General features: G+C 40.0%; 14 protein-coding genes, 2 pseudogenes and 1 riboswitch. Of the genes and pseudogenes, 3 read left to right on the top strand and 13 right to left on the bottom strand.

What is annotated here, in order from left to right; all coding sequences use genetic code 11:
• Positions 1–530 precede the first annotated feature (530 nt).
• Positions 531–1304: pseudogene (locus EGC86_RS21025) on the top strand (GGDEF domain-containing protein).
• A 61-nt stretch (positions 1305–1365) separates the two neighbouring features.
• Here the strand turns inward: EGC86_RS21025 and EGC86_RS21030 are convergent.
• Together EGC86_RS21030 and trhO are read right to left on the bottom strand one after the other, a co-directional pair.
• Positions 1366–1482, bottom strand: a pseudogene (locus tag EGC86_RS21030) (helix-turn-helix transcriptional regulator); the annotation flags it as partial.
• 89 nt (positions 1483–1571) lie between these two features.
• A complete protein-coding gene (gene trhO, locus EGC86_RS05115; RefSeq protein ID WP_123777356.1) occupies positions 1572–2576 on the bottom strand; it encodes an oxygen-dependent tRNA uridine(34) hydroxylase TrhO in 1005 nt (334 codons plus the stop codon).
• Positions 2577–2861: 285 nt separating this feature from the next.
• Between trhO and EGC86_RS05120 the strand changes: the two genes are divergently transcribed.
• Positions 2862–3578 (top strand): glutathione S-transferase, encoded by a 717-nt coding sequence (locus tag EGC86_RS05120; RefSeq protein WP_123776858.1) that lies wholly within the window; start codon positions 2862–2864, stop codon positions 3576–3578.
• A gap of 176 nt (positions 3579–3754) precedes the next feature.
• Entirely contained in the window at positions 3755–3955 is a 201-nt protein-coding gene (locus EGC86_RS05125; RefSeq protein WP_011637004.1) for a hypothetical protein, read from the top strand.
• An 80-nt stretch (positions 3956–4035) separates the two neighbouring features.
• On the opposite strand, the gene EGC86_RS05130 is transcribed toward EGC86_RS05125, so the two are convergent.
• The 11 genes from EGC86_RS05130 to hinT form a co-directional block, all read right to left on the bottom strand.
• The gene (locus EGC86_RS05130) at positions 4036–4584 is read right to left on the bottom strand and encodes an NAD(P)H nitroreductase (RefSeq protein WP_011637003.1); all 549 of its coding nucleotides are present in this window, start codon (positions 4582–4584) and stop codon (positions 4036–4038) included.
• A 158-nt stretch (positions 4585–4742) separates the two neighbouring features.
• Positions 4743–5336: an HvfX family Cu-binding RiPP maturation protein gene (locus tag EGC86_RS05135; protein WP_123776859.1), complete on the bottom strand. Its 594-nt coding sequence runs from the start codon at positions 5334–5336 to the stop codon at positions 4743–4745.
• Between the two features lie 92 nt (positions 5337–5428).
• On the bottom strand, positions 5429–6274 hold the full coding sequence (locus tag EGC86_RS05140) for a DUF6279 family lipoprotein (RefSeq protein ID WP_123776860.1): 846 nt from the start codon (positions 6272–6274) through the stop codon (positions 5429–5431).
• A gap of 59 nt (positions 6275–6333) precedes the next feature.
• Positions 6334–7332 (bottom strand): phosphotransferase, encoded by a 999-nt coding sequence (locus tag EGC86_RS05145; protein ID WP_123776861.1) that lies wholly within the window; start codon positions 7330–7332, stop codon positions 6334–6336.
• A 36-nt stretch (positions 7333–7368) separates the two neighbouring features.
• The gene (gene pnuC / locus EGC86_RS05150) at positions 7369–8079 is read right to left on the bottom strand and encodes a nicotinamide riboside transporter PnuC (RefSeq protein ID WP_011636999.1); all 711 of its coding nucleotides are present in this window, start codon (positions 8077–8079) and stop codon (positions 7369–7371) included.
• A 5-nt stretch (positions 8080–8084) separates the two neighbouring features.
• On the bottom strand, positions 8085–8345 hold the full coding sequence (locus EGC86_RS05155) for a YkoF family thiamine/hydroxymethylpyrimidine-binding protein (RefSeq protein WP_011636998.1): 261 nt from the start codon (positions 8343–8345) through the stop codon (positions 8085–8087).
• Between the two features lie 54 nt (positions 8346–8399).
• The gene (locus tag EGC86_RS05160) at positions 8400–10601 is read right to left on the bottom strand and encodes a TonB-dependent receptor (RefSeq protein ID WP_123776862.1); all 2202 of its coding nucleotides are present in this window, start codon (positions 10599–10601) and stop codon (positions 8400–8402) included.
• 57 nt (positions 10602–10658) lie between these two features.
• A riboswitch (TPP riboswitch) is annotated at positions 10659–10766 on the bottom strand.
• 125 nt (positions 10767–10891) lie between these two features.
• Entirely contained in the window at positions 10892–11284 is a 393-nt protein-coding gene (locus tag EGC86_RS05165) for a YcfL family putative periplasmic lipoprotein (protein ID WP_123776863.1), read from the bottom strand.
• A gap of 37 nt (positions 11285–11321) precedes the next feature.
• Complete coding sequence (locus EGC86_RS05170) at positions 11322–11789, bottom strand: PaaI family thioesterase (RefSeq protein ID WP_011636995.1); 468 nt, start codon at positions 11787–11789, stop codon at positions 11322–11324.
• On the bottom strand, positions 11786–12295 hold the full coding sequence (locus EGC86_RS05175; RefSeq protein WP_011636994.1) for a PaaI family thioesterase: 510 nt from the start codon (positions 12293–12295) through the stop codon (positions 11786–11788). The genes EGC86_RS05170 and EGC86_RS05175 overlap by 4 nt, the downstream gene beginning before the upstream one ends.
• Complete coding sequence (gene hinT, locus EGC86_RS05180) at positions 12295–12648, bottom strand: purine nucleoside phosphoramidase (RefSeq protein WP_102037414.1); 354 nt, start codon at positions 12646–12648, stop codon at positions 12295–12297. The genes EGC86_RS05175 and hinT overlap by 1 nt, the downstream gene beginning before the upstream one ends.
• Between the last annotated feature and the right edge of the window lie 69 nt (positions 12649–12717).

Raw genomic sequence — 12717 nt, forward strand, 5'->3', positions numbered from 1 at the left:
GCGATTATTGTCTGTGCAGCGTTTGAATGCAAAGATTAAAACCTCTGTTGCAATAAATGAAGCCACAATCGGCGAATTAACAGTGTTCTTATTGAAAACGTTAACTCTATGACCAGAGCCATCGTAGGTAGGTGAATTGCTCAACGATTACTTTTAGTAAAAAATTACCGTGATTACGGGAGCAGATTAATAATGAAACAACCTGTATCTACATCTATTTAAAAACCAAAAAACCAACTTAAAGACAACTCTATTGACTCATCTTTATGGCTTTAGACACAACCAGAAAATAAGGAATTAATTAACTTTGAGAGCCATCACTTTTCTTGTTCAATCCATCTGATATTCTATTGATCAGTACTTAATAGTGTCTGTGGGGGACATAAGGAAGACATTTACGATAATATTAAAAACACTTCCAATAGATGAGTTTCCATATAAAAGTGTCACCAATGCAAGGACTCAATATGCAAGATGTTTTACCACTATTAGGTAGTGGATTGGTTATTTGCGGAGCGCTATTACTTGCAATGGCTATCACACCGGTATGGACAATATTTCGCCGACTTCCAACCGGCGAATTGCGCCACAGTTGGGGTTTTCTAATTCTGCTGATCCTGTTTTTTATCATAGGTTATGTCATTTATGCAAAATTTAGCTTGGTGACATTTTCTCAACCACTTGATCTAGTGGTGCCGGTGATATTTTTTTGCGGAGCTATTTTTGTATTTGTTGTTTGTAGCCTGTCCCTCAAAACCACCAGTGACATTATGCAGATGCATGCCCTTAAACAAGAAAACATCACCGACTCATTAACAGGTATATTTAACCGTCGATACTTAGATCGTCGCCTGAAAGAAGAAACACAAAGGGCGCAAAGTTATTCTAAACCACTATCCATCTTCCTTATCGATATCGACCATTTCAAAAACATTAATGATAAGTATGGTCATCAGATTGGTGACTTAGTTTTGAAAAATATCGCCCAGAACGTTAAAATGTCGTTAAGAGAATCAGATATAGTGGCTCGTTATGGTGGTGAAGAGTTTATTGTCATCCTCCCGCTAACCCAAGTATCTACATCTTATACACTTGCTGAACGACTCAGGACTATTATCGAAAACATTTAGCTGGCACTGCCTAGTGAGTCTGAAATAGATATACTTTCCATTGGTGTCACAGTGAGTGTAGGTGTGGCTGGAATGACATCTGAATGTAAAGACTACCAGTGCCTGATTAAAAATGCAGACAGGGCACTCTATCAATCAAAACAAAATGGCCGCAACCAAGTAAGAGTGGCTTAAACAGGGCGCAAATGACTCAACAAAAGGCTGTTTGAGAAGATTTTCTTATCACGTGCTTAGGTTACTTACCTGAACGATAATTAAACACCTTATCCAACAGTAAATTAAACACCTCTGCAATTTTAAACGCCACTTCTAGTGTTGGCGAGTATTTATTTGACTCTATTGTTATTACCGTTTATTTCAGAACAGAAAAATAATGCAAAATAAAAAATGAAAAGCCCAATCTTATTCAGATTGGGCTTTTCATTTTAATAAAGGAATTAATTAGCCTTTATTATTAATTTTTTCTTGTGCTTTACGTTGAGCTTCTTTTTGTTGGCGACGAGCATCAATCACTTGCTTTACATCGCTACCAATATGCGCTTCACCGCGTTGCTTAGCTAATTGTACTTGACGCTCACGCTCAATAAAGCGCTGACGTTGTTCTTGCGGCACTTTATCAATGCAATGAGGACAGCTGACACCTTGAACATAGGCTTCAGTTTGTTTTTCTGCTTCAGTAATTGGCATACGACAAGCATTACACTGATCGTATTGGCCTTTTTCTAAGCTGTGATTTACTGCTACGCGGTTATCAAACACAAAGCATTCACCTTCCCATAAGCTTTGCTCTTGTTCTACTTCTTCAAGATATTTTAATATGCCGCCTTCAAGATGATATACCTCATCAAAGCCCTGCTCTTTCAAATATGCGGTGGATTTTTCACAACGAATACCACCGGTACAAAACATCGCCACTTTTTTGTGCTTAGCTGGATCTAAATTTTGCTTCACATATTCCGGAAACTCGCGGAAAGTCTCAGTTACTGGATTGACAGCATTTTTAAACGTACCAATTTTCACTTCGTAATCATTACGGGTATCGACCAACACCACATCAGGATCTGAAATCAGCGCATTCCAGTCTTTGGGTTTCACATAGGTCCCGACGACTTTACGAGGATCGATGCCTTCAATACCCATAGTCACAATTTCTTTTTTCAGCTTCACTTTGGTGCGATAAAACGGCATTTCAGCGTCAAAAGAAAACTTAGTCACAATATTATCTAAGCCAGGTTGAGTACCCAACCAAGCCAATAAAATATCAATCGCAGAAGCTGTTCCTGCAACAGTACCATTAATGCCTTCTTGAGCAAGCAACAAAGTGCCTTTGATTTCGTTTTGTTCCATGATATCAAGCAATGGCTGACGTACATCTTCAAAATGAGGTAACGCTACGAATTTATATAACGCGCACACAGCGACTTGGGATTGAGATGAAGCTTGCATGGCTTTTTGAATAGATTCTTGTTTAGACGCTGGTTTAGGTTGTTGCATAAAAATGAGGTCTCCGCTGGCTGGAACTTAATTTCCAGTGCATATTACTGCGTATATAAATAAGGTCTGCACACTGTGCACAGACTCAAAAAAACGGCCGAAAGTATACCTAAATCACAGTCAAAAAAATACTAAAACTAACAGATGTACTTTTTTACAATGTTGTTAACGGTTAATTTTGGGTTTTCAGTCAAGAAACGTTACTCTATTAGCAAGACATCATTTTATAGACACCCAATGAACTCTGCGATTTTATACACCTTTCGTCGTTGTCCTTATGCTATGCGTGCACGTATTAGCCTTCATTTAAGCCAGCTGAATCCGTTAGTACGTGAAATTGAGCTTAAAAATAAACCCGCAGAATTGATCGCCATTTCGGCCAAAGGCACTGTGCCGGTTTTGGTGACAGCAAACAACAAAGTGATAAGTGAAAGTCTTGATATTATGCGTTTTGCATTAACTGAATATCCCGCGCCAGAAAATCATTACTTAACCACAGAAGAGTATCAAGCCCTGCAATACTGGTTGGATCAATCCACGACTGAATCGCTCATTAATGCCAATGATAATGAATTTAAACCGTGGTTAGATAAATATAAGTATGCCGACAGGTTCCCTGAATACAGTCAACTCTGGTATCGACAACAGGCAGAGCGGTTTATTCAAACATTAGAGGACCTGTTGCAGCAACATAACTATTTGTGCACCGACAGCCCTACACTCGCTGATTTTGCTATTTTTCCGTTTATTCGGCAATTTGCTAATGTTGAACCTGTGTGGTCTAACACCATGCCATACCCTAACGTTATCGTTTGGTTGACCACGTTAGTCAACAGCTCACTATTTAACGTGACCATGTACAAATATCCTTTATGGTTACCACAAAAAAATATGATTCAGCTCAAACATTCAGAACATGATGATGGACAAGTAATACCTTTGTGCAAAAATTAAAAAATTATGAATATTTAATGGTTTACGGGCTATTAATCGGTTAATTTTTAAAGTAAATTAAAGGTGTTAGCAGTGAATAGCCGTTTAAAAACATGGATTTTTATTATTTTTACTGCAGATTTTAATTTTAAGCTTACACTTAGATAAGTCATTGCTGGAACGCAAAGGAACATGACATGAATAATATGGATATTACGTTAGTATTAATGCTCATTGCATTACTGATTTTACATATTCACTTTTGCTATCGAGCCTATACCTCGAAAGCACACATCAAAAATGCCCAACGTGTAGTGTGGTCTATGCTCAGTTTGTTAATGGGACCATTAGGCTATTATGTCTATCAGAACATGATCCCACTCGAGTTCTACGAATAGACAGTAAAACTTAGCTTGATGATTAACACATAAACGAGCCTCTTTGTTCAATAAAGGCTCGTACTCTCTGCTGACCAAACTTATAAATAGCGAGCGAATTGCTGACCATTTTTTAATGGTTTTATTGGTGCAGTTACCGCTGGCGTACCTACGTATAAAAAGCCCACTATTTGATCTTGCTTAGACAAGCCTAGTTGTTGATGTACATTTGCATCAAAAGCAAAATCGCCTGTACGCCATACAGCACCTACACCCATCGAAAATGCCGCTTGCTGCATTGCCATCGTGGCGCAACCCGCTGCTATATGCTGTTCTAAAACTGGTACTTTATCATGCGTTTGAGTTTTGGCGACGACCGTAATCACCATAGGTGCACGATAAGGCATGTTGGCTACTTTAGTCAGAAAAGTTTCATCTGCACCACTTTTTTTAGCCGCATCAACAAAAATATCTGCCAATTTAGCTAAGCCATCATCTACCGCAATAATAAATTCCCAAGGCGTTAATGCACCGTGGTCTGGTACTCTTGCTGCTGCATCAAGCAAAAAAGTGAGTTGTTCGGCATTTGGTGCTGGGGCAACTAGGCGAGGCGTCGATTGGCGAGTCAATAACAGTTGTTTGGCGTCCAAGATACAATCCTTTTAAGTAAATTATGCCGCCGATATTAGCAAAAATCCCACGCATTAGGTGGGATTTTTTAGGGTTGTTCTATGTAACCTAAACTCGTAATAACAAATACCTCTCAAACAATCCTTTGGTATTCTGAGTTCAGATTATGCAAACAAGGTTACTTTAACAACCGACGCCCTATAAAGTAATCAACACTCGTATAACGGCCGCCACCAATTACAAATAATGCCAGTAACATGATTAAATACGTCATCGCAAATTCAATACCATTATTTAAAATAACAAAATTACCTGAACTGGTTAACCATTCATAATTACCATGTTCTTGTAAAATAGATTTCGCTGCAGATAGCTTTTCTGCTGAAGCCAACACTTGCTGATTCGCTAACCACGAACTTGGGTCAGCAATTGCCAACCAACCATTAGGTAAATGCACCGCAAAAACAGCAACTAACATGGTGACCATCATCGGTAACGCAACGAGTCGAGTGGCTAAACCTATCAGCAGTAAAAAACCACCGAACAATTCAGTGCCTGCTGCTAACGCTGTCATGACTTCAGGCATAGGTAAACCTAGTCCCCAGTCGGGATTGCCAAACCATGCTGCGGTATCTTCAAAATGTGACAATTTGTTGTAACCAGCCTGCATTAATACTGGCGCAAGATAAAGCCTTAACATTAAGGCAGCTAAGCCTTCTGTATGTTTAATCACATTTAAAAACTGCTGATATAATCCACTTAGTGTCTGCATAAATAATCCTGACTGAAATCGTTGTTGTAGTAATAGACCCGCTGAAGATTAAAAATATTTCAGCTTTGAAGCCTAACTGAAAAAAAAAGATATTATTTGTCTAAGTGTAGTTCAGTTAAATCTTCTACTAATTCAGCTAATTTTTTGTCGAAGTGCTTTCGTTGTTTTTGACTAAATGTTTTATTAATCGCAATTAACATTGAACCAAACTTTCGAGTATTTTCATCTACATTATCGCGATAAACTTTAGATTTTAGCTCGTCAGGCGAGATCATTAACAACTTCATTTGTTGGGTAAAGTAGTCAGTTTGCTGACGGCGTTTCAGCGCTTGTTCAAATTGACTTAGCCATTCATGGCGATACTCAAGCCACATGTCTAACGTGGCTAAACGTTCTGTATTAGCTTGGTGAATAATACTTTTTTGTTCATCTGTAGCGTCGCCAGTCCATTCAGATAATTGTTTGGCAATTCTTTTATCGGAGTCTTTTATCAATTCAGCTTGATCTTTACCGGCATATTCTTCAATTAATTCTTGTTGTTCTTTTTTAAGCTGCACCAGTACCTGATTAACTTGTTCATCGGATAAACTCGCCATAATGGGTAGCAGCTCAGGCATGACAAAATCAAAAATACGGTGCCAATGTGCCTTTGCCATTGACACTTGATTAAGCCATAGCTCTGGGGTCATTGTTTGTTGATTAGTCAATGTTGATAACAAAGACAGTTGATCACGATACCGCGGCAATTCTTGTTGGCGATGCCAAACTAAAAACGATTCAATAATGACATCAAATTTGTCTTGCTGATCTGAGGTTAACTCTACGTATTCTTCAACTTCCCACTCTATTGCCCAATCCAGAAAAAAATAACTTATTTTGGTTGAGCAGCCAACAAAAAGTAGGCAACTAAACAGTAGGATAATCAATTTTTTAGACACAGATAATTCCTTTATCAATACTTATACTTTATAAGAACCTTGTACGTTATCGGAGCATATTAGCAAGTGATTAATGTAAAGTAATGTGTAAAATATTGTAAGTATTGTGTGACTTTTTGTGGTTCTTTGGCTGCCATTAATAATGCCCACATGGCTGAAAACAACCAAAAACAGTTTATTGCGGCGGGTAATGCAGCTTTTGCCGCTGCCACATCAGTAAGACTAGCAGCCTGACAATATTGCATAATCACGTTATCGATTAATTGGTTCACTTGTATCGTTGATAACTGATGGCTGGCCACAACGCTGGCTAAATCGAACAACGGATGACTCGCCACAGCATATTCATAGTCAATACAAAACAGTTGATGAGGGGCTCTGCCGCTAAGCAGTAAATTGTGCGGAGTTAAATCTCGATGACAAAAAGTGGGCAGCAACACACAGGCTTCTAACTGCGATAACCAGTGCCGAACAAGCCCATTTAAGCGTAACAATTGCTGCCACGCATCATGCCATTGCGGATCAATTTGTGATTCAGTTAATGAATCCAATTGATATGCGTATTGTTGCCACTGCTCAGTCACTGTAATACTTTTATTAGGCACTGGCAGCGTACTGAGTTTACAGAATAAGGCGCTAAGCAAAGGAACTGCGTCGACAGCCGAAATGGATTGATTTGTAGATTGCCCAAGCGATAAGTGACTGCGCATTGAGGCAAATATCGACCAGTCTGTCTCTGGTTGATGAATAAACTCACTCAGATACACTTGCTTATCATCACTGACCCAAATCAATACTGGTGCAATGTTAGCCACTATTGCGGCTTGCCAACATTCAACTTCAAGCGATCTATCACACCAATTACTGTGGGGTTGATTCACTCTTAAAACCTTATCTCCATCTTCACAAGATAACTTAATATTAACATTGCTAATCCCTGTGTTAAGAAAAGACACCTCGGTACACTGTGTAGCGAGCTGTTGAAACAATGTGGTAGGCATGGCTTTGCTGATTATATTAAGCACATCGATAGGTAGAGATAACAGCGGCTTGGACATCAAATATTTACTCTAATGAAATGGCATGGTGGTTGGCTATACACCAACCACCTCTTGATTTGTATTGTGTTGCGTGATTATATGATGGCGGTATTTCTTACGCCACATCATGTATCCGCCAACCGCCATCGCGACATATAAAACAAACAAACCCGATGTCAGCATTAAGCCTTTTTGGAAGTAAAGGTAAATAGACACAAAATCAATGACAACCCAATAGAGCCAATTCTCCAGCACTTTTTTCGCCACTAGATAGGTTGTAACGATAGCAAAACAAGTGGTTGCCGCATCGACATAAGGAAATGCTGCCGACGTGTAATGAGCCATTAAATATCCCACCAGTATAGACACTAATGATGTCGCGCCGATGAGCCAAGCATGAGTCCCAAATGACCAACTGGTAATATTAAGATGATTGGTTTCAATGTTGTGCTGAGTACCATTATGCGGCTCAGAATTGTGCAAATTACTTTGCTCAGAAGGTGGCACGTGCAACCATAGCCAATACCCATAAACCGCCATCCCCATATAATAAATATTAAGAACTGACTCCATCAATAACGATACATTCCAAAATAGTACAGTATAAATGGCGGTACTAATAAATGCTGCGGACCAACACCAAATGTTAGTCCGCATAGCAAGAATTAAGTAAGCAAGCGCTAGCATAACGGCAACAGCCTCCCAAAACGTCATTAATGACGCTTCACTAAAAGCTTGTTGTAGCGTTATAAATAGATCATTCATTGTGGTTATTCGCTGTGAGCAAGGTCGAGCTCACCACCAATAAATTTACACACAAAAACAGCTTTACCCCACTTTTGGTGTGCAGCTTGCATTTCAACGGCTAACATCGACATCACATCTGTATATTCACCACAGACTTGGGTTGCCATCGCGTTTGTCACTCGTTGAATATTGTCATAACTATCCACTCTGCCGATAAACCATTGAATAGGATCAAGATAGTTCTCATTAAACGGATACATGCTGATCTCTGCAGTTAACTTCATTTTTTATTCCTTAATTAAAACCGCTACAACTGTGGTTGCAGCGGTTTTGTGTCATTACATAAATTTAACTTCTAATGTCACACCCATTTGGCGCAGATCACCGTAACGAATATATTGCTTATCTGCCCAATCTTGATCTGGTTCGTTGCCAAAGTAAAAGCCTCGCACACCATATTGTTCATCAAACAAATTACGGCCCCATAAATATGCCGACCATGTTGGCGTTTCATAACCTAGGCGGGCGTTGTAAATGGTATAGGCTTCTGACTGCGATTCATTGCTGTCAGAATAATAAAACTGGCTTTTACCACTGGCATTCACGTTTGCAAACCAACCAGAATCAGCAACATAGGTCATACCGGCACTGTAAGTAAATTTAGGCGAATGCGCTAAATCGCGTCCAGATAAATCGATGGTAGATCCGTATTTGTCACTGTATTGATATTGACCATATTCAGTTTCTAACCAACCGAAACTACCATAAAATTCAATATTTTCTGTCAAATACCATTTTGCATCGAGTTCTGCGCCATAGTTACTTGAACTACCGGCATTTTCGGTAAATAGAATAAAACGCTGCGGGCTATCAGGGTCTTGTAAAGATGCGGCAACTTGTTGGTCTTGGCGGTCCATATAAAACAGCGCCAAGGTAGAATCCACTTTTCCGTCAAACCAACTCGATTTTAAGCCAACTTCATAGTTATATAAAATCTCAGTGTCAAACTGTTTCTTGTCAGACAATTCAGCAGGCAGTGTCATATTAAAACCACCCGCCTTATAACCGCGGGCGACACGAGCATAAGCATTGTGATTAGCATTAATCACTTTTGACAACGCAATATGGCCGCCCCACATATCTTCTGATGGGGCAAAGTCATCTTTATTGCTGTCGCTATAATCACTATCGCGGCGCTCGAAGCGTAACCCTGCCGACAATAAGTAATCATCACCTAAATGGCTATCTAGCTGACCAAATACGGCATAGTTTGTCGCGTCGTAATTTGACTGCAATACTTCATCTGGCCAGGTATTGTATTCTGAGTATAAGTCGTTATCTTCTTTTAAATTCATCGCGTATACACCCAACAACCAGTCGGTACTACCGGCGAAGATGCGTCCTGCATCTTTGGATGATAAACGGAACTCTTGGGTTAAGGTTTTACGATCGCCCTTTTTGTCCCAGGTGTAATCATAAACACACGGCTCAGTACCTGACACCGCTCCTGCATCGTCATATACAGTACATGCTTTACTCGCCCAATAATCCGAATTGGCCCAATCACCATCATAAGCATAGTGATGATCAGTTTGCGCAAATGATGTTAATGATGTGAAGTCAAATGCTTGCATACCCGTGAAAATAAACTTAACTCCTACTCCTGTGGTTTTCTGTGCATCGATACCGGGTTGGTCAGTTAAGGTGTTACTGCGATTATTATCTAATGTCCATACATCGTAACCATTATCAAAATTGGCATGTAATAAGGTTAAATCAACTTGAAGATCGTCTGTAGCGTACCAACGGAACTTAGCTCTCGCCGTTAACTCATCGCGCTCATTAGTATCATCACGGTTAAGATAAAGGTTATCACGGTAGCCATTTTGATTGTGTTGTTCTAGTGATACACGGTAGAGCAATTTACCCGAATCATTGAGTGGACCCGAACTAAAGCCTGAAAGCGTGCGAAGGTTGTCGTCACCTAAACTGACTTTTGCGCCATGTTCAAATGATTCAGTAGGATCATTACTTTTTAAGTAAATTAATCCAGCTAACGCATTAGCTCCATATTGGGTGCCTTGTGGACCGCGCAATACTTCAACTTGCTGCATGTCGTACATACTCGACACCATGCCAAGGCCAGACAAATCGATATCATCAACGACAAAGCCAACAGATGAATTGGGTGCACCTTGATATTGTTCTTGTTCACCGACACCACGAATTTGGAAGTATTTAGGACGAGAACTGCCACCAGACCAGTTAAAGTTTGCAATAGAATTGAGCACATCTTCAAAATGTTGTGCCCCTTCGTCTTCTAATTGCTGGGCATCAATAACCGTCACGCTTGACGGCATTTTATCAAGGCTAATATTACTAAAGTCAGCATTAACAACAATCACTTCCATTTTTTCATATTCAGGAGTGACATTTTCAACATCGGCCGTTTTAGCCATAACAATAGGCGAGCTTAATGCCGCCATTACCGCTAAGGCAATAGGTGTTTGGTGTAACCTAGTAGAATTTTTCGTGAACATAGGACCTCAAATAGTGATTTTGAGATCCGGCAAGAGTAGCGAATAAGAGGTGCACATAATAATAGTGTGGCCCATTCCTACGCCGGTATAAGCCGGATCAGGTTCTAAGGGTTCGTCATACAGACATCTCAGTTCAGGTTTTACTGAACACCCCTTGGCGGTCACGATTATAAACTAACTTCAACATGAATACACGAGCAGCTATACAATTTGATAACTCAACGATGTAATTGATTAACTTTATGTTAAATCTCAGTAATCATGTATCTTCAAACTTCATGTTGTGGCGCTTAATTGGAGAAAGCTTCACGTACATAAATATCAAATCGAGTAGCTTGTGAATTAGGCGCGACTGCACCAACTTGCAACTGCTGTTTACCATGTAATTTAACAGACTTCCAACTGCTTGCTTCATCCTCAACTGTAAATCCGCTGGCATCGTACCAAGTGAATTTATATTGCAGACGTAAGTCTATGCTCGATTTACTTTGAATTAACGCCGATGCTTTGATTAAATCAGCAACCATGACCGATGAAATATCCACAACATTGACATCGCTGGCAAAAGAGCTGTTATCGACCCTAACCTGCCCACTTGAATCTACCGAAATACCTGCTGTGTTATGCGCACAGGCGCTAAGCAACAGTGCTGATGCGAACACAAAGATTGACGTTATTTTCATGCTATTCCCTTATTTGCTGTTAATGTAAAGCGTTGATTTAATCTAGCAAAAAATGTGCTCTAGCTGTGGCTATCAATTGTTTACGGTTGGTTTGCCAACAATTCATACTGACGTTAGCCACACGGCGGCCTTGGCGAGTAATTTTACATTCTGCGAATGTGTCTTGGTGTAAACCTGCGCGTAAATAATCAATTGAAAAATCAACGATTTTAGGCACTTTTTTGGCTTGCATAAATACCATTAATTGCACAATTGCTGACATTTCCATAAACCCAGCAATCACTCCACCATGTATCGCAGGTAAAATCGGATTACCAATGTTGTCATCTTTAGCTGGCAGTCTAAATACCATTTCATCACCAAAACGGGCCACTGACATGCCAATAAATTGTGAGTAAGGTACTTTCTCAAGTAAGTAACTATAATCATTCAGTTCAATGGCACGTTTAACCACATCTTGAACATCTAAAGCCTTTTGTGTATCTAGTTGGGTTGGCTCGCTCATGATGTCGCCCCCGGTAAATTACCCATTAACACTTGACGAAACTCTTCGCCGACCATTTCTGGACTAATGCGCATAAAAGATCCCACCGCGTGAGCGATAGGTTCATCAATGCTGTCTTGATATGCTATCGCGCGGGTAAAGGCAACGCTTGACGATAAACGATAGCATTCAGCAAAGGCATAAACTGACTTATGAGGCTCGGCAGGTTTCATGTAATCGACACGTAAATCCAATGTTGGAGACAACTCTAACGATTGGTACTTTTTCAAAATGGCGCATACCACGGCGGTGCCACAAGCGGTATCGATCAAGGTTGTGATCACCCCACCGTGAATGACTCCGGTGTCTGGGTAACCAATAATATCTTGACTGTAAGGCAACTCAATTAACACGTGATGCTCGCTGGCTTCTTGCACAGTAAGCCCTAAACGACGGCACTGAGCCAACTGGTTGACAAAGCGTGTAGCAACTTCAGTTAACGGAAAAAAATCACTGTTAATTTTCATTATCCACGACTCAACATTGGGCCTAATGGTTTACCCCCTAAAAGATGCATATGAATATGGTACACCTCTTGACCGCCATGTTTATTGCAATTCATTATTAAGCGATAACCGTCTTCTGCAATACCGGCTTCATCAGCAAGTTTGGCAGCTACTGTTATCATTCGTCCTAATGCTTTTTCATCAGACGCTTTAACATCATTTGCTGTCGCGATTAAATGATTAGGGATAATCAAAATATGCGTAGGAGCTTGCGGAGTAATATCCCGAAATGCGGTGACTAATTCATCTTGGTATAAAATATCCGCTGGAATTTCACGGCGGATAATTTTGCTAAATATGGTTTCTTCGGCCATTTGGGTGCCCTCATTAGATAACTGCATTGATGCTATTGATAATACTATCAACTCTTTGAACTATCACTC

This window comes from Shewanella frigidimarina, from assembly GCF_003797125.1.
In the GTDB taxonomy this organism is placed as follows: Bacteria; Pseudomonadota; Gammaproteobacteria; order Enterobacterales; family Shewanellaceae; genus Shewanella; species Shewanella frigidimarina.

What these genes read in the sequence shown, in the direction of transcription:
- EGC86_RS05160 (WP_123776862.1), bottom strand. Translation starts at nt 10,601, where the DNA reads ATGTTCACGAAAAATTCTACTAGGTTACACCAAACACCTATTGCCTTA.
- EGC86_RS05145 (WP_123776861.1), bottom strand. Translation starts at nt 7,332, where the DNA reads ATGTCCAAGCCGCTGTTATCTCTACCTATCGATGTGCTTAATATAATC.
- EGC86_RS05135 (WP_123776859.1), bottom strand. Translation starts at nt 5,336, where the DNA reads ATGCAGACACTAAGTGGATTATATCAGCAGTTTTTAAATGTGATTAAA.
- hinT (WP_102037414.1), bottom strand. Translation starts at nt 12,648, where the DNA reads ATGGCCGAAGAAACCATATTTAGCAAAATTATCCGCCGTGAAATTCCA.
- EGC86_RS05170 (WP_011636995.1), bottom strand. Translation starts at nt 11,789, where the DNA reads ATGAGCGAGCCAACCCAACTAGATACACAAAAGGCTTTAGATGTTCAA.
- pnuC (WP_011636999.1), bottom strand. Translation starts at nt 8,079, where the DNA reads ATGAATGATCTATTTATAACGCTACAACAAGCTTTTAGTGAAGCGTCA.
- EGC86_RS05165 (WP_123776863.1), bottom strand. Translation starts at nt 11,284, where the DNA reads ATGAAAATAACGTCAATCTTTGTGTTCGCATCAGCACTGTTGCTTAGC.
- EGC86_RS05125 (WP_011637004.1), top strand. Translation starts at nt 3,755, where the DNA reads ATGAATAATATGGATATTACGTTAGTATTAATGCTCATTGCATTACTG.
- trhO (WP_123777356.1), bottom strand. Translation starts at nt 2,576, where the DNA reads ATGCAAGCTTCATCTCAATCCCAAGTCGCTGTGTGCGCGTTATATAAA.
- EGC86_RS05155 (WP_011636998.1), bottom strand. Translation starts at nt 8,345, where the DNA reads ATGAAGTTAACTGCAGAGATCAGCATGTATCCGTTTAATGAGAACTAT.
- EGC86_RS05120 (WP_123776858.1), top strand. Translation starts at nt 2,862, where the DNA reads ATGAACTCTGCGATTTTATACACCTTTCGTCGTTGTCCTTATGCTATG.
- EGC86_RS05175 (WP_011636994.1), bottom strand. Translation starts at nt 12,295, where the DNA reads ATGAAAATTAACAGTGATTTTTTTCCGTTAACTGAAGTTGCTACACGC.